Source organism: Slackia exigua ATCC 700122 (genome assembly GCF_000162875.1).
Taxonomy (GTDB): Bacteria; Actinomycetota; Coriobacteriia; order Coriobacteriales; family Eggerthellaceae; genus Slackia; species Slackia exigua.
The window spans coordinates 980,717-1,001,221 of sequence record NZ_GG700630.1; the positions used below are offsets into that span (position 1 = coordinate 980,717).

General features: G+C 64.4%; 16 protein-coding genes. 2 read left to right on the forward strand and 14 right to left on the reverse strand.

Annotated features, from left to right (window positions below):
• Window positions 1–75: 75 nt before the first annotated feature.
• From mobB to HMPREF0762_RS04305, 4 genes are all read right to left on the reverse strand, one after another.
• Window positions 76–1,260, reverse strand: a complete 1,185-nt coding sequence (gene mobB, locus HMPREF0762_RS04290; RefSeq protein WP_245935493.1) for a molybdopterin-guanine dinucleotide biosynthesis protein B — start codon at window positions 1,258–1,260, stop codon at window positions 76–78.
• 125 nt (window positions 1,261–1,385) lie between these two features.
• On the reverse strand, window positions 1,386–1,718 hold the full coding sequence (locus HMPREF0762_RS04295; RefSeq protein WP_040619015.1) for a YerC/YecD family TrpR-related protein: 333 nt from the start codon (window positions 1,716–1,718) through the stop codon (window positions 1,386–1,388).
• Window positions 1,719–1,802: 84 nt separating this feature from the next.
• Window positions 1,803–2,039, reverse strand: coding sequence for a hypothetical protein (locus HMPREF0762_RS04300; protein WP_006362244.1), 237 nt, complete (start codon window positions 2,037–2,039; stop codon window positions 1,803–1,805).
• Window positions 2,006–3,388 carry an amidohydrolase family protein gene (locus HMPREF0762_RS04305; protein WP_115314211.1) on the reverse strand — a complete coding sequence of 461 codons (1,383 nt, stop codon included), beginning with the start codon at window positions 3,386–3,388 and terminating at the stop codon, window positions 2,006–2,008. Before HMPREF0762_RS04305 ends, HMPREF0762_RS04300 begins: the two co-directional genes overlap by 34 nt.
• Window positions 3,389–3,481: 93 nt before the next feature.
• On the opposite strand from HMPREF0762_RS04305, the gene HMPREF0762_RS04310 reads away from it, so the two are divergent.
• Window positions 3,482–4,234, forward strand: a complete 753-nt coding sequence (locus HMPREF0762_RS04310) for a class I SAM-dependent methyltransferase (RefSeq protein WP_006362246.1) — start codon at window positions 3,482–3,484, stop codon at window positions 4,232–4,234.
• A 111-nt stretch (window positions 4,235–4,345) separates the two neighbouring features.
• Here HMPREF0762_RS04310 and HMPREF0762_RS04315 read toward each other — a convergent pair whose 3' ends face one another.
• From HMPREF0762_RS04315 to HMPREF0762_RS04355, 9 genes are all read right to left on the reverse strand, one after another.
• Window positions 4,346–4,882, reverse strand: a complete 537-nt coding sequence (locus HMPREF0762_RS04315) for a DNA repair protein Rad50 (protein ID WP_245935495.1) — start codon at window positions 4,880–4,882, stop codon at window positions 4,346–4,348.
• Between the two features lie 134 nt (window positions 4,883–5,016).
• Window positions 5,017–6,693 (reverse strand): FAD-dependent oxidoreductase, encoded by a 1,677-nt coding sequence (locus tag HMPREF0762_RS04320; RefSeq protein ID WP_238319083.1) that lies wholly within the window; start codon window positions 6,691–6,693, stop codon window positions 5,017–5,019.
• 208 nt (window positions 6,694–6,901) lie between these two features.
• Window positions 6,902–8,485 (reverse strand): bifunctional phosphoribosylaminoimidazolecarboxamide formyltransferase/IMP cyclohydrolase, encoded by a 1,584-nt coding sequence (gene purH / locus HMPREF0762_RS04325; RefSeq protein WP_006362250.1) that lies wholly within the window; start codon window positions 8,483–8,485, stop codon window positions 6,902–6,904.
• A gap of 4 nt (window positions 8,486–8,489) precedes the next feature.
• Window positions 8,490–9,470 (reverse strand): XdhC family protein, encoded by a 981-nt coding sequence (locus HMPREF0762_RS04330; protein WP_006362251.1) that lies wholly within the window; start codon window positions 9,468–9,470, stop codon window positions 8,490–8,492.
• Window positions 9,463–10,068: a phosphoribosylglycinamide formyltransferase gene (purN, locus tag HMPREF0762_RS04335; protein WP_006362252.1), complete on the reverse strand. Its 606-nt coding sequence runs from the start codon at window positions 10,066–10,068 to the stop codon at window positions 9,463–9,465. The genes HMPREF0762_RS04330 and purN overlap by 8 nt, the downstream gene beginning before the upstream one ends.
• A 3-nt stretch (window positions 10,069–10,071) precedes the next feature.
• Window positions 10,072–11,127 carry a phosphoribosylformylglycinamidine cyclo-ligase gene (purM, locus tag HMPREF0762_RS04340; protein ID WP_006362253.1) on the reverse strand — a complete coding sequence of 352 codons (1,056 nt, stop codon included), beginning with the start codon at window positions 11,125–11,127 and terminating at the stop codon, window positions 10,072–10,074.
• Between the two features lie 6 nt (window positions 11,128–11,133).
• Window positions 11,134–12,579 carry an amidophosphoribosyltransferase gene (gene purF / locus HMPREF0762_RS04345; protein WP_006362254.1) on the reverse strand — a complete coding sequence of 482 codons (1,446 nt, stop codon included), beginning with the start codon at window positions 12,577–12,579 and terminating at the stop codon, window positions 11,134–11,136.
• A 96-nt stretch (window positions 12,580–12,675) separates the two neighbouring features.
• Window positions 12,676–13,632 carry a class B sortase gene (locus tag HMPREF0762_RS04350; protein ID WP_245935496.1) on the reverse strand — a complete coding sequence of 319 codons (957 nt, stop codon included), beginning with the start codon at window positions 13,630–13,632 and terminating at the stop codon, window positions 12,676–12,678.
• A 439-nt stretch (window positions 13,633–14,071) separates the two neighbouring features.
• Window positions 14,072–15,721 (reverse strand): polyphosphate--AMP phosphotransferase, encoded by a 1,650-nt coding sequence (locus tag HMPREF0762_RS04355; protein ID WP_006362256.1) that lies wholly within the window; start codon window positions 15,719–15,721, stop codon window positions 14,072–14,074.
• Between the two features lie 132 nt (window positions 15,722–15,853).
• Between HMPREF0762_RS04355 and ppk1 the strand changes: the two genes are divergently transcribed.
• Entirely contained in the window at window positions 15,854–18,589 is a 2,736-nt protein-coding gene (ppk1, locus tag HMPREF0762_RS04360) for a polyphosphate kinase 1 (RefSeq protein ID WP_050759675.1), read from the forward strand.
• Window positions 18,590–18,829: 240 nt separating this feature from the next.
• On the opposite strand, the gene groL is transcribed toward ppk1, so the two are convergent.
• Entirely contained in the window at window positions 18,830–20,464 is a 1,635-nt protein-coding gene (groL, locus tag HMPREF0762_RS04365) for a chaperonin GroEL (protein ID WP_006362258.1), read from the reverse strand.
• Between the last annotated feature and the right edge of the window lie 41 nt (window positions 20,465–20,505).

Sequence of the window (20,505 nt, forward strand, 5' to 3'; positions counted from 1 at the left end):
CTCCGATCGCAAGGCCGGATCTCGGCTTCCAGCCTTGCGGATTCCGATCTCCATACCGAGCCTTGGCCTCCGGCCCTAGCCCCTGTCCCCATCGCCCAAGATGGACGATTCGATATGCGCGAGCTCGTCCGGCGTGTTCACATTGATGAAGCAGCCGCCGTCCGGCGCGGCCGCACGCGTTTCCTCGCGGCTGTAGAACCGCGCGTCGAGACGGTCGAACACATCCACCATGCGCACGCTTCCATGCTCGACGATCTCGCGCGTCGCATCGAGGCATGCATCCTTTCGATAGACGGCATGGAACGGCTCGAGCCCGAAACGCGTCACGGGAACCACCGCATCCTTGCGTTCGGCGTGAAGCGTCGCCGCCTCGGCGATGATGAGCGACGGCGATGCGTAGACCATGTCGCACGCTACCAAGGCGACGAGCGGCGTTCGCGCCGCAGCGATAGCCGTGCAGAATCCGCGCAGCGCACCGCGTTCCTTATAGACGTCGCTCGCGAGACGGAGCGGCCGTCCGAAATCGATATCATGCAGGAACGCGAGCCGGTCGGGTTCATTCGTCGTCACGACGATCTCGTCCGCAGCAGGCGCGATGCGATGGAGGATGCGCGTGATCATGGGTTCGCCCAAAAAGCCCACGAGCGCCTTGCTCTGCCCCATGCGGCGCGATTCGCCGCCCGCCTGCACCACCACGGTGAGCTTCGGACGGGCATACACGTTCTCGAGGTACGTCGCGATGGCGTCGATATCTTCGAACCCGAACGACGGAATGCCGTGCGCCGCCGAGACCGCCGAGACGTCAGGCATGTCGGTGACGACGGCTTGGGGCGCGACGCCGCCGATCGTTGCATCGATGCAGAACTCGCGGGCCGCCGCGACGTCCCGATCGCTCGCGGCGCGGAACAGCTCGATGACGTCCAGGCCGCTCTTGCGGTAGCCCTCCACGATGATCAGATCGTGATCGGGCATGCACCTGACGATCTCGGAGCATTCGAGATCGCGATCGAGGCTGGTCACGCGTGCGATCTTACCTGAGGACACGATGACGGAGTCCACGGATCCGGCGGCACGGTGCCGAAACGAATCCTTGCCGGGGATGTCGATGTCGAAATCGGGGTGCCCATGATGCTTGATCGTGCCGATGTTCAGCCCGCGCGAGACGAGTTCGGCGATGACCTTCTCGAGCAGCGTCGTCTTGCCTGAATTATGCCGTCCGACGAACGAAACCGCCGGTGACGGCCGATGCAGCTCCCGCATGAATCCCCCTTTGGATATGCCGAACGCAGCGCGCATCCGAATGCGTCGACGCGACGCGGGCGCTGGATGCCACGCATGCAGGGAATCGCATCATACTCGAAGAATCCGTGCCTGCGAAGCGCGGCCTACGAAGCAGGGGGCTCCATGCGTGCGCCATCGACGGGTGCGCCGTCCTCCGATGCGAGGATGTCGAGCGCGCGCGCGTATCCGCCCGTCCCGTAGTTCAGCGCCTTGGACACGCGGGCGATGGTCGTGGCCGATGCCCCCGTCTCCTGAGCGATGGTGGTGTAAGGGCGCCCGTCCGCGAGCAGGCGCGCGACGGAAAGGCGCTGGGAGGTTTCCTTGATTTCCCTGATGGTCAGCAAATCTTCCAGAAGCGCGTAGACCTGGTCCGGATCATCAAGCGTGACAAGGACCTTGAGCAGGGATTCAACCTCGGGGGTGCGCAAATCGCTCATCTTCGTCCTTCGCATGCGTCGAATGGATGTCGATGCGCTATTGTACTCCACTTCGCTAAAGCGCGAAAGCGCCGGTGCGAAACGCTACAGTTTCCCACCGCCCATCGCCGCGATGGCGATCGTGGGAATGCCGAGCGCAAGCACGAGGATCACGCACACGACGATCGTGAAGATCTTCCTGGTACGTTCGGCGGCTTCCTTCTTGGCCTGCGCCGCCTCGGCGCGCCGCTGGGCGGCCTCCACCTTGGCCGCGCGCTGCTTTGCCGTGAGTTTCTGGTTTGACACGATTAACCCTTCAGCCTCGTACGAATCTTCGCGCATCGACGCGCCGCGTCGATGACGTTGGCGCCGCCTGCCCACCGTTTCCTCAGGTCGAACAGCGGCATGCCGCCGACCATCGTATAGATGACGTCGGATGCCGACGCGCCGGTGACCACTGCCGTGACCGGATCGACGAGCGGCGTCTGACGGGACGCGGAAAGGTCCACGACGATCAGGTCGGCGCGCTTTCCCTCGTCAAGACTGCCGATCTCGTCTTCCATGCGGAGCGCGCGCGCACCGCCGATCGTGGCGAGTTCGAGCATCGTTTGGGCGCTCAGGAAGCTTTCGCGATCGACCGCGCGATGGATGAGCATGCCCAAGCGCATCTCGATGAACATATCGGCCGTGTCGGTGGCTGCAGGCGAATCGGTGCCGAGCCCGACGCGCAGGCCGGAGCTCAGGAAGTCCTGCAGCGGCGCAAGGCCCATGCCCAGCTGGGCGTTGCAGCGCGTGCTGACGGCGACCGCCACGTCGTACTGCTTGAGCTTCTTGACGTCGTCCTCGTCCACATGCACGCAGTGGACGGCCAAAACGTTGGTCGGGCTGGAGAAGGCATCCCAGTTCAGTGCGTAGTTCACCGGCGTCACGCCTGTCGGAAGCCAGGTCGGGCGATCGGTCAGCGTGTCTTCGCCGCGCGTGATGCCGCGCACGGAAAGCGGCGTGGAACCGTACTTGATGTACTTGTATTCCTCGTAGCTGCCGGCGATATGCATGGCGATGGGCAGGTTCTCCCGAGCGGCGAGCTCGTTCACCTTGCGGAAGAGCGTCGGATGGCAGGCATGGAGCGCCTTGGGGGCGATGCCGACGGCGATGCGGTCGGCATCGACGCCGCCCCTCCAACGATTCACGTCGGCAAGGGCTTCGTCCAAAGCGATGTCCACCGCGTTCTTGTCGGTGGCGCCGACGCTGCGATAAACGTGCGCGCGCAGGCCCAGGTCGTGCAGCGCTTCGCATGACGCGCCGGAGCTCGTGAACTCGGCGAGCGTGGTGACGCCTCCGGCGATCATCTCGAGGCAGCCGAGGTATGCGGAATCGTAGCGCTCGTCGCGCGTCATCTGGTCGGCCTTCTTATGCTCGATGGCGAGCCACTCGGCGTACGGGACGTCGTGCACGATTCCGCGCAGCGCCGTGTATTCGAGATGGGTGTGGAGGTCGACGAGGCCGGGCATGATGACCGCCTGACCGAAATCGCGCACTTCTTCGGATGGATGGCGGCTTTTCAGCCGCTGGGCACTGCCGATTTCGACAATGCGGCCGTCCACGACGAGAACGGCGCCATCTTCGATGGGCTCCGCCGTGACCGGGATGATGTGTTGGGCGCAGAGTAACATGTGGATATGATAGCGCATCAGGACATGGGCTATACTTTGCGGCTGGGCCAATGGCTCCCATCCGAGCATCTTTTTTCGCCCTCGAAACAATCCCGATGAACAGGCACGCGCATGACCGAAGAATCGCACAGCATCGACACGGCGACCGGCACCGAAGCGCCCGCCGAGCTTTCCCAAGAACGCGTGCGGCGCATCTTCGGAGCCATCGCGCGGCAGTACCGGCGCTTCAACGCGTTTTCGAGCTTCGGGCTGTACCGATCATGGATGCGCCGTACCGTCGACGCGGCCGGCCTGACGCCCGCTTCCCGCATGATCGACCTGGCAGGAGGCACAGGCGATATATCGTTCGCGGCCGCGCGCCGCAATCCTCCGGCCCATATCCAGCTTACCGACTACACCGCCGAGATGCTCGAAGTCGCCCAAGAACGCTTCGAGGCGGGCGAAAGCATGGGCGTGCCCATGGATTTCGAAGTCGTGGACGCGCAGGACATCCCCTATTCCGACGAGAGCTTCGATGCGGCCACGATGGCCTACGGCATCCGCAACATGCCCGACCGCATGCGCGCGCTGCGCGAGGTCAACCGTATTCTCAAACCCGGCGCGACGTTCGCCTGCCTCGAATTCTCGACGCCGCCTAACCCCGTCTGGCGGGCGCTCTACCACGTATACCTGAAGGTGATGATCCCCTTCTGGGGGCAGCTGTTCACGCACGAGCGCGCGGACTTCGTCTACCTTGCGCAATCCATCAGGGCGTTTCCTGATCAGGCAACGTATGCCCAGATGATGCGCGACGCCGGATTCAAAGATGTGCTCTGGAGAAACTACGCCGGAGGCATCGTCGCCATACATACGGGACGGAAATAGGCCCCGCAGACGGAACGACGTCTTCGCGCCTCGTCCGAACGCCGGCCGTTCGCAGGAAGAAAGAAGCGGCTCCGAAGCCGCTTCCTAATAGATCCGTAGGCCCCGCGCCCGTTATTCGGTTCGCCCGGATTCCTCCTCGTCGAGCGCGACCTGGCAGGCCTCGAGCGTCGTGCGATAGTCCTCCTGGAAGGCATCGGTCTCGCGCACGAGCGCGTCGCGTTCCTCGTCGGGAAGGATGCGGGCTTCGGCCGCCTCGATGCCGTCGAAGCCGCCTTCCACAAGACGATCCTCCTCGGCCTGCCGCGCCGATGCGACGGCACCGTTCTTGATGCCGATCTGATTCCCGAAGCGTAGCGTGGCGTAGCGTTCACGTTCCTCGGCCTCCGCGTCGCCCGCGGCGATCGCGGCCTCAAGCGCCTTCGAATGCTCCTCGAACAGCCCCCGTACATAGGCGAGCTCGCGTTCCTGCCCCTCGCGGTACCGCATCGCCTCGCATGCGCGACGCGCCGCTGCGTCGGCAAGGAGCCGTCGGCCCTTCTCCTCCATCGAGGGAAGCAGATCGACGAGCTCCTTCATGCGATCGAAAAGCGCATCGACGGATTCTTCGTCCGCCGCATCGCCGGTATGGGTGTTGGCGCCGGCCTTCATCGGCATCACCTCATGCATAGCGCGGGGAACGGCCCTTTCCAGGGAAGCCGTCCCCTTCGTTCTCGTCTGCACGGCGCGCAGTGCGCCTTTCGCCCCAAGACTCGCGCGGATCCCGCCGGATTCGCGCGGATCCTCTAGGCCTTCACCTTGTCGTACACGCCGGCGAGCTGCTCGCCGAGGCACTTGCCTTCCACGAGGCAACGGCCATGGCTGTTGCCTTGGACGTTGATCGGGTAGTCGTAGGCGTAGATGTCGCCCGCGCAGTTGCCGATCGCATAGAGTCCCTGGATCGGCTTGTTGTCAGAGGTAAGGACCTCGAAGTTGTCGGAGATATGGATGCCGCCGCACACGCCCAGCAAGCCCGGAGCGACCTTGCATGCATAGAAGGGGCCCTGCTTGATCGGGAAGAGGAAGTGCGATTCCTTGAAGAAGTCGGTATCGGCGCCTGCCTCGCAGATCTCGTTGTAACGGTCGATGGTCTTCTTCGCCTCGGCCTGATCGACGTCGAGCTGCTTGAGGAGCTCTTCGATGGTGTCGGCCTTCTTGTAGTTGTCGGGGGTATCGGTCACGCCCTTCTCGACCGTCGCCGCATTGGCGGCAGAGGCGTCCGCATAGGTGGATCCGACCGGACGGAAGGAATCCCAGAACATGCCGCCGCCGTATTCCAGCGAAGCGGTGTTGTCGTCCTCGAAGTTGGCGTCGAAGATCGACCATGCATGGTCGTGGCCGCCGTTGACCATGATGCCCACGCATTTGCCCTGGACCCAGGTGGCTTCGTTCATGAAGCGCTTGCCGTCGGGGTTCACGAACAGGAAGGGGCCGTGATAGAACGCGGCGGCCTGGGGATGCATCATCGTCGGCCAGGGCGCCGCCTGGAAGGAGCCTCCCACCCAGGCAGCCATGTTATGGCCGTCGCCGACATTGCCCTTGTCGGCGCACAGGCGCGCCATGACCTTCTTGGCGATGGGAGCGAACTCGTCGAGATACTCGTCGTTATACGAAACGTCGCCCGTCGCAAGCACGACGCCCTTCGTGGCGTTGTACTGGACGTATCCGTCCTTGGCCTTGCAGACGGCTCCCGTGACCTTGCCGGAGGCATCCTGCACGAGCTGGACCGCAGGCGACTCGTAGACGAATTCCACGTTGCCCGTGGCCTTCGCCTCGGCTTCGAACATATACTCGACGAAGTCGGCGACGGTGTGCTGCTCGAACAGGGGGCCGCCGGACACCATGTGGTAGCAGTCGATCTCGGGATGGACGATAGAGCGGGATCCTACGGTGACCATGCAGGTGGCGCCGTTCTTCTCGGCCAGGTCGAGCAGCCAGTTCATGCAACGCTCGGATTCGCGGAACCACTTGGCCACGAGGGATTCACGGCAGCGGTTGCCGCAGGTGGACACCCAGCGCTCCATTTCGACGGGAAGATCGAAGGAGATGCCGAGCTCGTCGAGCGCGCGCGAACCGACCGCACCCGTGCCGCCGACGCCGTGGCCGTTCAGGACCGCATCCTTCTCGACGAGAATGACCTTGGCGCCGTTCTCTCCGGCGGACAGGGCGCAGCAGGTGCCCGAATAGCCGCCGCCGATGACGAGCACTTCGGTGTCGACGTCCTTGACGATGTCGGTGATCGGATCGGGAGCCTGTTCCCATGTATGCTTCTTATCGGACGATTTGGCAGGCGAAGGAGACTCCTCGCCTTCCTCGGCCGTCTTGGGCGCGCAGCCGCCGAGGCCCGCGCCCGCCGCGGCGATGCCCGCCATGGCGGCGCCCGCGAGGAAGTTGCGGCGCGACATTCCCTTGATCTCGTTCATTTCTTTCCCTCCAATGATCGACGCGCCGCTCGCAGGGAGCGACGGGCGCATGCCGCTTGGACATGGCGATCCGCAAGCATACTATCAACCGCCCAGCGCCACAAGCACGCATGCCGCATGCGCGTCTGCCGAGAGCTTCGGCATCGCCCCGCATCCGAAAAAAACCGCCTTGCCCGACCCCGCCGATCGACGGCAGGATCGATCGCGCCTAGTGGCGGAAATGGCGGCGGCCGGTGAAGACCATCGCGATGCCGAGCTCGTCGCACGCTTGGATGCATTCATCATCCCTGATGGAACCGCCGGGCTGGATGATGGCCGTCACGCCGTAGCCGGCGAGCATGTCGATGTTGTCGCGGAACGGGAAGAAGGCATCCGACGCGGCGACCAGGCCTTCGGGCGCAACTCCGATGCGCGCGCATGCTTCATGCGCGCGTTCGCACGCGAGCTTCGCGGAATCGACGCGGTTGGGCTGCCCCGGCCCCATGCCGATGCCCGCATGGTCCTTCGCGACCAGGATGGCGTTCGATTTCACACCCTTGACGACCTTCCACGCGAACAGCAGGTCGTCCATCTCCTTGGCGGTCGGCATGCGTTTCGTCGGCACGGCGAAGGAATCGGCGGCTTCGGACACGACGTCGACGTCTTGAACGAGCACGCCGCCGTCGACGGTGCGGAATTCCATCTCCTGCCCAAGCGCATCCACGCCGCCGGTCGCAAGCACGCGCAGGTTCTTCTTCTGCTGGAGCAGCTCGAGCGCCGCAGGTTCGTAATCGGGCGCGATCAGCACCTCGACGAAGAGCTTATGGGCGTTGACGGCTTCGACCATGGCGAGCGAGACCGTCTTGTTGGCCGCGACGATGCCGCCGTACGCGCTCTTGGTATCGCACGCGAACGCACGCTCGAAGGCTTCGGCGACGGTGGCGCCGTCGGCCGATCCGCAGGGGTTCTGATGCTTGAGGATCACGACGGCCGGATCGTCGAATTCGCGCACGATGGTCCAGCAGGCGTCCGTGTCGAGGATATTGTTGTAGCTGAGCGGCTTGCCGTTGAGCTGCCGCGCATTGACCAGCGCGTGCGGCGTCGCCGTCACGCGGCGGTAGAAGGCCGCGGACTGATGGGGATTCTCGCCGTAGCGCAGGTCCTGCTGCTTGACCAGGCCGATAGACAGGCGCTCGGGAAATTCCCCGGCACCTTCGACCTGGCCCGCAAGCCAGCCGGCGATGGCGCCGTCGTAGGCGTTCGTCGTCTGGAACACGTGCAGCGCGAGACGGGCGCGCGTCTCGCGCGTGGTGGCGCCGCCGTGCGCGCGCATCTCGTCGAGGATGGCGCCGTAGCTTTCGGGGTCGATGACCACGGCGACGCTCTCGAAGTTCTTCGCGGCGGAGCGCAGCATGCTCGGACCGCCGATATCGATGTTCTCGATGCAGGCGGTGGCATCGGCGCCGGAGGCGACGGTCTTCTCGAACGCATACAGGTTCACGACGACCATGTCGATCATGCCGATGCCATGCTCCGCGGCCTGGGCCATGTGCGCGGGATTGGAGCGCTTGGCCAGAAGGCCGCCGTGCACCTTCGGATGCAGGGTTTTCACGCGACCGTCCATCATCTCGGGAAAGCCCGTCACGTCGTCGATCGGACGCACGGGCACGCCGCCCTCCTCGAGGACGCGCGCGGTGCCGCCCGTCGATACGATTTCAGCCCCGAACTCGTCATGCAGCGCGCGGGCGAAGTCCACGACGCCGGTCTTGTCCGTCACCGAGATGAGAACCCGCTTCACGCAAGGATCGTTCATGCCGTCACCTTCCCAGACTCTGTTCATGCCGCGCACGCGCCTGCGCGTCGTACCGCTGCCTATACCGTACGTCCACGAGCTCGGCCACGATGGCGATAGCCAGCTCGGCAGGCGATTTCGCTCCGAATTTCAACCCGATCGGTCGCTTGACGGCCGCCCATTGCCCCTCGGTCATACCCGATGCGATGCAGAGGTCGTGGATGCGTTCGTTCTTGCCTTTGCACCCCATCATGCCGACGTAGCGCATGCCCTGGGCCGATGCCCAGACGCAGGACTCGTGGTCGTGCATATGGCCGCGTGTGAGCACGCAGGCGTAATCGGCCGACGAGCCCTTCAAATCGCCCAGCTCGGAGAAATCGCCGATGAGATGGCGTTTCGCGGACGGGAAGCGCTCCTCGTTCACGTAGGCCGGATCGTCATCGACGACTTCGACCGCGAAACCGACGTGATGCGCCAGACGCGCAACCTCCGAGGCCGCGTCGCTCGCACCGAGCAGCCAGACGCGAACCGGATCGAAGAGAGGAACGGAGACCCAGGTCAATCCATTGAATTGATCGTTATGCATGGAAGGCCCGCGCGTGACGTCCTTCATCTGGAAGGCGTCGCGGGCCGAATACGGGCGCGACGCGACGATCTCCTTCGCTTCGCTTACGAAGAAGACCAGATCGGACCCATCGGCGCTCCCCACCTCGCCGTATTTCTTGGTGACCTGGTTATCCACGTTCGCTTGGGCGGCCTCGGCGTCGAACACGACCTTGAACCCGATCCAGGCGAGCTCGCCTTCGTCGATCGCGCGCACGGCACGTTCGAACGTCGGGATGTCCACGCGTCCGAGGCCTTCCGCGATGCGCGTCGCGACATCGGGCGTGATATGCGGGTTGTCCGAGACGCACGCGTCCAGGCAGGGAAAATCCTCGGGGAGCAGATCGGGCGTGACGCCATGCCCCACGTCATCGATGATCTCAAGCAGAGCGGACCTACGCAACGTGCACCTTCCTATCCTCCCCCACGCTCACGCGGCCGCTGGCGATGAGCGCAAGCGTTTCGGGGTAGAGCTCGTGTTCCACGGCATGGATCTTCGCCTCGAGCGCATCGACCGTGTCGCCTTCCGCGACGACGACCGCACGCTGCGCGATGATCGGGCCCTTATCGTATTCGGCGTTGGCGAAATGCACGGTGACGCCCGTCACCTTCACGCCGGCGTCGAAGGCGTCCTGGATGGCGTGCGCGCCCTTGAAGGCGGGAAGCAGCGCCGGATGCAGGTTGACCACGCGGTCGGGAAACGCATCCAGGATGGCATCGGTCACCTTGCGCATGTAGCCGGCCATGACCACGTAGTCGCAGCCGGCACGCTGCAGCGCCTCCACGATGCGCGCGTCGGCTGCGCGCGGATCGGCGTACGTCTCGCGCGAGAGCACCAGCGTTTCGATGCCGGCGGCGCGGGCGCGTTCGATGCCGTAGGCGTCAGGCCGGCTCGAAACGACGATCGGAACCTGGGCGTCGAGCATGCCGGCCGCGATTGCGTCGATGACGGCCTGGAGGTTGGTGCCGCTCCCTGAGATCAGAACCCCGAAGCGAACCATGGTCTACTCCTCGTCCAGATAGCGTACGATGCCGGCGCCGGAAACGACGGATCCGATACGAACGGGGGCCTCGCCGGCCTCGGCAAGCGCGGCCTCGACGGCTTCCGCCCGGTCGGACGCGACGATGAGCGCCATGCCGATGCCCATGTTGAACGTCTTGAACGCCTCGGCACGCGTAAGGCCCGCCTCGGCCACCGCGAGCGCCGTGACGGCGGGTACGGCCCACGCATCGCGATCGACCAGGGCGTCGAGGTCGGACGGAAGGGCGCGATCGAGGTTCTCGGTCATGCCGCCGCCGGTGATATGCGCAAGCGCGTGAACGGCGCCCGGCAGACCGCGCAGAAGCGACAGGACGGGCTTCACGTAGATGCGCGTCGGCGCCATCAGGGCTTCGCCGAGCGTGCGGCCGCCCAGGTCTTCGCGCGCGACATTCAAGCCGTCTGCGCCGCGCCCCTCGACGAGCACCTTGCGGACCAGGGAATATCCGTTGGAATGAAAGCCGCTCGATGCAAGGCCGATGATGACGTCGCCCGCCTTCACGCGTTCAGGGCCGATCATGCGCGGACGGTCGACGACGCCTACCGTGAAGCCGGAGAGGTCGTAGTCGTCCGGATCCATGACGCCGGGGTGTTCGGCCATCTCGCCGCCGATGAGGGCGCAGCCCGCCTGGCGGCAACCGTCGGCGATCCCGCCCACGATCTGGGCGATATGCGCGCGCTCGATCTTGCCCGAAGCAATGTAGTCGAGAAAGAACAGGGGTTCGGCGCCGCAGGCCAGGATATCGTTCACGCACATGGCGACCAGGTCGATGCCGACCGTGCCATGCGTGCCCAGAAGCTGCGCCACCTTGAGCTTCGTTCCCACGCCGTCGGTGCCGGACACGAGGACGGGATCTTCCATGCCCTTGAACGCGGCGGCGGAGAACATGCCTCCGAATCCGCCGATATCGCCGATGACCTCGGGCCGATAGGTGGAATGCACGGCGTCCTTGATGGCGTCGACCGCAGCCGCGCCCTCTACGATATCGACGCCGGCGTCGGCGTACGTGACTTGCGACATGCGCGATCACTGCTCCTTCGCGAGAAACGAGGTCTTTTTCAGATAGTCCGGCAATTCGACCACGTAGCGGCCGGTGAAGCATGCTTCGCAGAACGTGCGGTGCTCGGATCGGACCGACGCGCGCAGGCCCTCGACCGAAATGAACGCGAGCGAATCGCAGCCGATGAATTCACGCATCTGCTCGTTGGACATCGTGGCTGCCATCAGCTCGTCCTGCGACGGCGTGTCGATGCCGTAGAAGCACGGCCACGTGACCTCGGGCGCCGAGATACGCAGATGCACCTCGGTGGCGCCGGCGGCGCGCAGCATGCTGACAAGCTGCTTGGACGTGTTGCCGCGCACGATGCTGTCGTCGACGACGACCAGGCGCTTGCCGGCAATGACCGACGGCAGCGGATTGAGCTTGATGCGGATGCCCATCTGCCGCATTTCCTGGGTGGGCTGGATGAACGTGCGTCCGACGTAGCGGTTTTTGACGATGCCGTCCGCGAACGGGACGCCGCTTTCCTCGGCATAGCCCAGGGCCGCGGGAACGCCCGAGTCGGGCACGCCCATGACCAGATCCGCGTCAACGGCCGATTCCCGTGCGAGCTCGCGGCCCATGGAGCGGCGCGATTCGTAGACGCTCTGGCCGTCGATCGTGGAGTCGGGCCGGGCGAAGTAGACGTATTCGAAGATGCAGCCGCGATGCTCGCCGGCGGGAAGCCCATGCGACGAGGACAGGCCGTCTTCGCCGATGCGCAGAATCTCGCCGGGCTCGACGTCGCGCACGAACCGTGCGCCGACGATATCGAGGCCGCAGGTCTCGGACGAGACGACCCAGCCGCGCCCGTCGGGCAGCTCGCCCAGGCAAAGCGGTCGGATGCCGTTCGGGTCGCGGAACGCGTAGAGCGCATGGGGCGACGCGAGCACCATGGCGTAGGCGCCGCGGATGGCTTCCATCGTCGCCTTGATCCCCTCGCGCAGATGATGCGTCTGCCGCGTGAAATGCCCGATGGCCTGGCAGGCGATCTCGCTGTCGGTGGATGAGCGGAACTGGACGCCCTCGGAGACGAGGAACGCCTTGAGGGCGCGCGTGTCGACGAGGGTGCCGTTGTGCGCAAGCGCGACGAGCTCGTCGTCGATCGCGGAGATGTGCGGCTGGGAAGAGGCCCACGGATTCGCATTGTTGCTGGTGGAATACCGGCAATGGCCGACTGCGAGGTTGCCCTTGAGCGCAGAGAGCACGCCTTCGTCGAAAACCTGCGTGACCAGGCCGAGATCCTTGGTGACCGTGACCGTGTCGCCGTCGCCCACGGCGATGCCCGCGGATTCCTGGCCGCGGTGCTGCAGGGCCTGCAGACCGAAGCAGGTCAGACGCGCCACGTCGTCGGTCTGGGAATACACGCCGAAGACCGCGCACTCCTCCTGCGGGCGGTCAGGCGCTTCGCCTGGAAAAATCGATGTTGCCATGGCATCTTCCCCTTTTTGCACCGGCCGACGAGAGCGACATCGGGCCGGGAAACCGAACGGCCCCGGCCGCCCGGGCCGGAGCCGCGCTCCGCTCCGTTACTGCGCCGCGACGTCCGCCTCCACGTCTTCCGCCACGTTGTCGACCGATTCGGCGCCCCCTGCATCGGACGGTTCCTGCGCGTTCGCGGGCGCCGCCGCATCCACGACGCCGCCGTAGAGGATCACGCGCGTGCCGTCGTTATGCACCGCGCACGACACCAGCGCGAACGACTTGGAGATGCCGGAAAGGTCCACATCGCCAGGCAGAGACACGAGGGATTCCGAAACGCGGTCGTTCAGATAGGCCTGGAATTCGTCGGCCGAGGAGAACGTCGGCTGGATGAGCTCCACCTTGGTCTCGTCCACGCGGTCGAGGGCGAAGGTCGAGCAGCGGTAGTTCTTGGTGGGGGTGAGCACGTAGAACGTGCGCGACCCATCGAAGAGCTTCGTGTCGTTCACCATCTTCTCGAGCAGCGAGAACATCGTGCCGTCATGCATATTGTGACCATAGAAGAAGCTCAGGTCGTCGGACATATCGCGAGAGTTGACGCCGGAGAGGAATATGGAGCCTTTCTTGACGATGGCGCCTTCGCCTCCATCGAAGTTCTTCCAGAGGTATTCGTCGTCGTCGGCACCTTTGACGATCGGGTAGTTGATTTCGGTGCCGGGCATATAGACCCAGGCCACGACATCCTTGTTGACCGACTTGAGGTAATCCCAGTCGATCGTGATATTCGCCAGGTCGGACGTTTCCTCGCTGATGACGGCGTGGCTGGCGACGTCATCGTACATCTTCGTGCTGCTGTGATAGCCGTACCAGATGACGCCGAGCGCGACGATCGACGCGATGAACACCGCAGCCGCGACCACGATGACGAACGAAAGGAAGTGGTCGCCCCGGCGGTTGCGGCGGTTCACGGCGGCCTGCTGGCCGTAGCGCGCCCGGGCATACTGGGATGCCTCGGGGGATGCGGCGGCGTACGCGCGCGCCGATTGCGGGCGCGCGGAAGGCATGCCGAACTTCGCGGGCTCGTATCCCCTGCTCCTCCGTCCGTGCGTGCGGCTTTCCTGATGCGAATGGGTTCTCTTGATCTCTTTCATAGCGTCATGATAACGAAAAAAGGACGGGGATGCGCCCGAAGCGGCATCTCCGTCCAAAACGCTCCTGCAAGCGCGTCTGACATATCAGGCCTAGTGCTTCATCTCGTCGATGAAGCCCTTCACGATGAACGCGATGACGAGCACGACGACGATGGCTGCGATGACCCAGATGAGCGTCATCGGAACCGTCAGGCCGAATAACGTCATGGCGACCCCCTTCCTGCTTTCCGTACATCATTTTCACATGTTTCCTTCATATGGTACTGCAATGCTCGATGATTATGCAAACGGAAGCATGGCGTTACCGCCCTGAAATATTGGGAGTCGAGGACCCGATCCTCAGATACCCGACCTACCCCAGACGGTCCTCGAGCGCCTTGTTGATGGTGCGCAGCGCCTTCACACGCGCATGGAGCTTATCGGTCGATTCAAGGATGCGCCACGGCGCCGCCGGCGTCGACGTGAGGCGGAACATATCGTCGACCGCGGCGGCGTACTGCGGGTGCTTGTCGCGGTTGCGCCAGTCCTCGGGCGTGATCTTCCATTGCTTGGCAGGGTTGGCCTCGCGTTCCTCGAAGCGTCGCAGCTGCTCGTCGGGGTCGACGGCCACCCAGAACTTCAGCAGGATGGCACCCCATTCCACCAGCTCGCGCTCGAATTCGTTAATTTCGTCGTAAGCGTGGAACACCTCTTCGGGCGACGCGAACCCTTCGACGCGCTCCACCAGGATGCGGCCGTACCAGCTGCGATCGTAGATACCGACGTGCCCGGCCTTGGGAAGGCGCGTCCAGTAACGCCATAGGAAAGGATGCATGAGCTCGGGCTTCGTCGGCGCGGCGGAAGGAAACACCGTGTAGCCGCGCGCGTCGATGGCCTGGGCCACGCGCTTGATGTTGCCGCCCTTGCCGGCCGCATCGTCGCCTTCGTAGACGATCATGAGCGGCACACGGGCCCGATACATCTTGAGCTCGAGCTCGCCGAGGCGTTTCTGCTCCTCCTTGAGCGCCTTTGAGTAGTCCGCGCGTGCGAGGGAGAGGGTGTTGTCGACATCGGCCAGGCGCACCGGACGGTCGACCATCTTGAAACGCGAGTGACGAGGCGCGAAGGTCGCCTGCTCGGCCGCCTGGGCGCGCGCCGCCTCCAGCACGAGCGCGGATTCCTCGGCGCTGCGCGTGCGCGGGTCGGTCGCCTGGGCCAGGGCGCCTGCGCTGTTCTCGGCCGCCTTCCTCGCCGCGGCCGCGGCGGCGGGGTCCTCCTTGCGCGACAGGGCGCGCTCGAGCTCGGTCACGAGCGTGCGGGCGATGGTCAGGTTCGCCGTGCGCTTGTCCTCGCCGTTGACAAGCACCCAGTGCGCATGGTCCGCGTCGGTGAGCGAAAGCGTCTTGTCGAATTCCTCGTAGCGCGCGGCGTACTCGTCCTTGCCGGGAATCCCGCCGCCCTTGAGACGCCAGGAAGTGTCGGGGTTGTCGGCCAGCTTGCGCAGGCGGCGTTCCTGCTCCTTCTGGGAGATATGTACGAAGAACTTGACCACGACGTAGCCGTTGTCGGCGAGGATGCGTTCGAAGTCGCCGATCGATTCGACGGTTTCGCGCGCACGGGCCTGCGGGTCGTCGCCCTTGGCCATGAGCCGGCGCGCCGCAGCGTACCAGCCCTGCTCGTAGATCGTCATGCGGCCGCGCTCGCCCAGCGCGCCCCAGAACTCCTGCATGAACGGATAGAATCCGGTGACGCCGGGATGCTTCTCGCAGAATTCCCTATGGGCATGCACGTCGAAATCCGACAGCGTATGCACGTTCATGTAGCGCGCATCCAGGTTGTACGCCAGATCGCTGATACGGCTCCCCTTGCCCGCGCCCTTCCAGCCATCGAACATCACGACGGTGCCGATGCCGGCCTGCATCGCCTTCACCTGCAGGACGATGAGGCGGGCCATCAGGGCGTCGTGTTCGGCCTTGTAATCTTCCTTGGCCGTCTTATGATCGAGATCCACCTGTTCGAGCACGGATACGCTCCCTTCGCCGCGGGGCTGCGCGGGTTGCTGCCCTCCCCGGAGCCGAAGCGCCCCGGTACGGTTACTATAATACCCGTAACCAGAGCATCAGAGCTTTCCGCACCTCACGGAAGGAGATCACCCATGACCGGATCAACTCCTACGGACATGGACGAGAACCAGGTCGAAACCGACCCCGAAGCCCGTCCGAAGCGCAAGGCGAAGAAGGGTCCGCAGCGCCCTGTCCCGACGACCTATATGCAGAACCGAGAGCTTTCCTGGCTCGCGTTCAACCAGCGCGTGCTCGACCAGTCCGTCGATCCGAGCGTGCCGCTGCTCGAACGGCTGAAATTCCTCGCCATCTGGCGATCGAACCTCGAAGAGTTCTTCATGGTGCGCGTCGGCAGCCTGCTCGACCTGGCGCTTGCCAAGACCGACGTCTACGACAGCAAGACGGGCATGACGCCGAACGAGCAGCTCGACGCCGTCTACGCCCGCGTGCGCGACCTGACGCCGCAGGCATCCAAGGATTTCCATGCCGTGCGTGCGCGCCTGGCGAACGCCGGCATCCGCCAGCTCTATCCCGACGAACTTTCGGCCGAACAGGCCGAGCAGGTGAAGGCGTATCTGGATGCCAACGTGCTGCCGCTCATATCGCCGCAGATCATAAACGCGACGCATCCCTTCCCCCATCTGGAGAACGGCGCGCTCTACATAGCCGTGCGCCTCGACGACGAGGCCGAGCTCGAGAAGACGAAGAAAGCCAGCAAGGCCGAACGCAAGGCGGCGCGGGCGAAGGCGGCCGAGAACGTGATCATGGGCATCATCCCCATGCCGAAGAACACCCAGCGCATCATCCCCATCAAGAGCAGCGATGGCGCATTCACGTTCATCCTGCTCGAACATGCGCTCGAGCTGGTGGTGGAGGGCCTGTTCGGCATGTATCCCGTCAAGCACGCCAATGTGATCCAGGTCACGCGCAACGCCGACCTGGACGCGTACGAGGAAGCCGACGAGAACGACGAGGACTTCCGCACGCACATGAAGCGCATCATCAAGAAGCGCGCCCGCCTGGCCCCCGTGCGGCTGGAAAGCGAATACCCGCTCTCCGACATGACGCAGCGCGTGCTGGCCAAGCGCCTGAAGCTCAAGCGCAATCAGATCTACAGCATCGGGATGCCGCTCGACATGGGCTATGCGTTCGCGCTGCCGTCCCTGGTGCCGGCCGACGTGCGCGAAGACCTGGTGGACGAGCCGGCATCGCCGCAGTGGCCCGCATCGGTGGTGCGCAACCGCTCCATCATCAACCAGGTGCAGCAGAAGGATATCCTGCTGTCGTATCCGTACGAGACGATGGACGCCTTCGTGCACCTGCTGCAGGAAGCCTCCGTCGACCCGGACGTCATCTCGATCAAGATCACGCTGTACCGCCTGGCCAGCCAATCGCGCCTGGCCGATGCGCTCATCACAGCCGCGGAGAACGGCAAGGACGTGACAGCGCTGTTCGAGCTGCGCGCACGCTTCGACGAAAACAACAACATCGAATGGTCGCATCGCTTCGAGCAGGCTGGATGCACGATCATCTACGGCTTCCACGACTTCAAGGTGCATAGCAAGATCTGCTCCATCACGCGCCGCACGCCCGAGGGGCTGCAATTCATCACGCAGCTCGGCACCGGCAACTACAACGAGAAGACCGCGAAGCTCTACACCGACTTCTCGCTCATCACCGCCGACCCCGTGTTCGGCCGCGATGCCGCGCTGTTCTTCCGCAGCATGCAGCTCGAATCGGTGTCGAAGGACTACCAGAAGCTCAGCGTGGCGCCGATCATGATCAAGCAGCGCCTTTGCGACCTGCTGGACGAGCAGATCGCCCTTGCGCGCGCCGGCAGGCCCGCGTGCGCGTATCTAAAGACGAATTCCGTGACCGACCGCGACATCATCGAGAAGATCGCCGAAGCCAGCCGCGCGGGCGTCGAGGTGACGATGCTCGTGCGCGGCATCTCATGCCTTGTGCCCGGCATTCCGGGCGAAACCGAGAACGTGCGCGTGGTCAGCGTGGTCGGACGCCTGCTCGAACATTCGCGCATTTACGTGTTCGGCGAGGGGGAAGAGCGCAAGGTGTTCCTCTCAAGCGCGGACCTCATGACTCGCAACCTGGACAAACGCGTCGAAATCATGTGGCCGGTGGAAGATCCTCAGGCTCGGAAAAGCGTCGTCACGTACTTCCAGACGATGCTGTCCGACACGGCGAAGCTGCGCGAGCTTCTGCCCGATGGAACCTACACGCGCCTGGGGCACTTCCTGGGAACTGCCGAGGACGGCATGCCGAAGCGCCCGTTCGATGCTCAGGATCGCCTGATCAGAGACGCATATGTGGCCGCCGAGCATACGCTGCCGTCGGCAGCCTACGACTTCGCCCAGCGTCAGAAGCTGTCCACCCAGATCGAAGCCATGGCAGAAGAGGCGATGGACGACATGGTGACGAGAGACGAGCTCGATGCCGTGGCGCCTGTCGCGCATGAAGATGCGCGTGCAGCCGATGAGGATGCCGGAACTGCGGCAGCTCCTGATCATCCGGGTATTCCCGCTTGCTCGGCGAAGGCTGGGGCCGGAGCGACGGCCGAGGCGGCAGCGGCCAGCGATCCGACGGATGCTCCTATTCATTCCGCAGCATCTGTTCAGGAAGCTCCCGCTCAACCGGAAGATCCCGCCCACGCACACCCTGCAGATCCTGACCGGGGCCTCTCGGAACCCGTGCCCGACGAACCCGTCGCGGCGACGCACGTGGAGATCGTTCCCGTGCCTACCGGCTCCGGAGCGCATGAGCGCAAGCGCGGAGGCATCCTCGGATTCTTCTCTCGCCTGTTCAGGAAATAGGAATCGGTCGCACTCGATACGATTGCACCCGATGCGCAAGCAAGGCCCGAGGCGGATTATCCGCCTCGGGCCTTGCTTTCAACCTCGACAGAACACCTCGATCCGATAATCTGCATACAGAAAGCAGCCTCGGAAAGAACGTCGCTCCTCGAAGAATCCGAGGAGCGACTAGCGCACGAAGGGCCGCGCACCAGCGCGGCCCTTCGGTTCAATGCGCTATACGTGCGAGATGCGCGAGGCTTAGTAGCCCATGCCTGCACCTGCGCCGGCAGCGCCGGCGAGAGCGGACAGGTCCGGACCCTCCTTCGGGATCTCGTTGACCGTGGCCTCGGTGATGAGGATGAGGCCCGCGACGGAAGCGGCTGCCTGCAGGGCGGTGCGGGTGACCTTGACCGGATCGGACACGCCCATCTCGATCATGTTGCCATACACGCCGTTAGCGCAGTTCAGACCTTCTCCAGCAGCCATACCCTTGACCTTTTCGACCACGACGCTTCCTTCGTAGCCGGCGTTCTGGGCGATGGTGCGCAGCGGAGCCTCGACGGCCTTCGCGATGATCGCGACGCCGACCTCTTCGTCCTTATCCGCGCATTCGACCTTCTCAAGAGCGCCGAGGGCGTTGAGCAGGGCAACGCCGCCACCGGGGATGACGCCTTCCTCGACGGCCGCGCGGGTCGCCTGCAGGGCATCGTCGATGCGGCTCTTCTTCTCCTTGAGCTCGCTTTCGGTAGCCGCGCCGACGCGCAGGACGGCAACGCCGCCGGCGAGCTTGGCCAGGCGCTCCTGGAGCTTCTCGCGATCGAAGTCGCTCGTGGCGTTGTCCGTCTCGACGCGGATCTGCTCGATGCGCTCGTTGATGGCGTCCTTGGAGCCTGCGCCGTCGATGATCGTGGTGTTGTCCTTGGTGATCTTGACGGTCTTGGCGGTGCCCAGCATGTCGACGGTGGCATCGGCAAGGGACATGCCGAAGTCAGAAGCGATGACCTGGCCGCCGGTCACGACGGCGATGTCCTCGAGCATGCGCTTGCGGCGGTCGCCGAAGCCCGGAGCCTTGATGGCAGCGCAGTTGAAGGTGCCGCGCAGCTTGTTCAGCAGAATGGTGGCCAGAGCTTCGCCGTCGACGTCTTCAGCGATGAGAAGCAGCGTGCGGCCGCTCTTCATGATCTGCTCGAGCAGCGGGACCATATCCTGGATATTGGAGATCTTCTGGTCGGTGAGCAGGATGTAGGGATCCTTGAGCTCGGCGACCATGCGCTCCATGTCGGTGGCCATGTACGGGGAGATGTAGCCGCGGTCGAACTGCATGCCTTCCACGGTTTCGATCTCGAAGCCGAAGGTCTGGGACTCTTCGACGCTGATGACGCCGTCGTTGCCGACGATTTCCATGGCCTCGGCGATCTTCTCGCCGATAACGGCGTCGCCGGAGGAGATGGTGCCGACGTTGGCGATCTGATCCTTGGAGGAAACGGGGATCGCGGTTTCCTTCAGCTCGGCGACCAGAGCCTCGGTGGCCTTGTCGATGCCGCGACGGACGGCCAGCGGGTTGGCGCCGGCGATGACGTTGCGCAGGCCTTCCTCGACGATGACGTCGGTGAGCAGCGTGGCGGTGGTGGTGCCGTCGCCCGCGCCGTCGTTGGTCTTGGTGGCGGCTTCCATCACGAGCTGGGCGCCCATGTTCTCGACCGGATCGGGAAGTTCGATCTCCTTGGCGACGGTCACGCCGTCGTTGGTGACGGTGGGAGCGCCGTAGCTGCGGGAGAGAGCGACATAGCGGCCCTTGGGCCCGAGGGTGACCTTGACGGCTTCCGCAAGCTTGGAAACGCCGTCTGCAAGGGAGCCGCGAGCCTCGGAGTCGAATTTGATTTCTTTAGCCATTGGAATTCTTCCTTTCGCAGCCTTCGGGCTGCCTCAAAAGA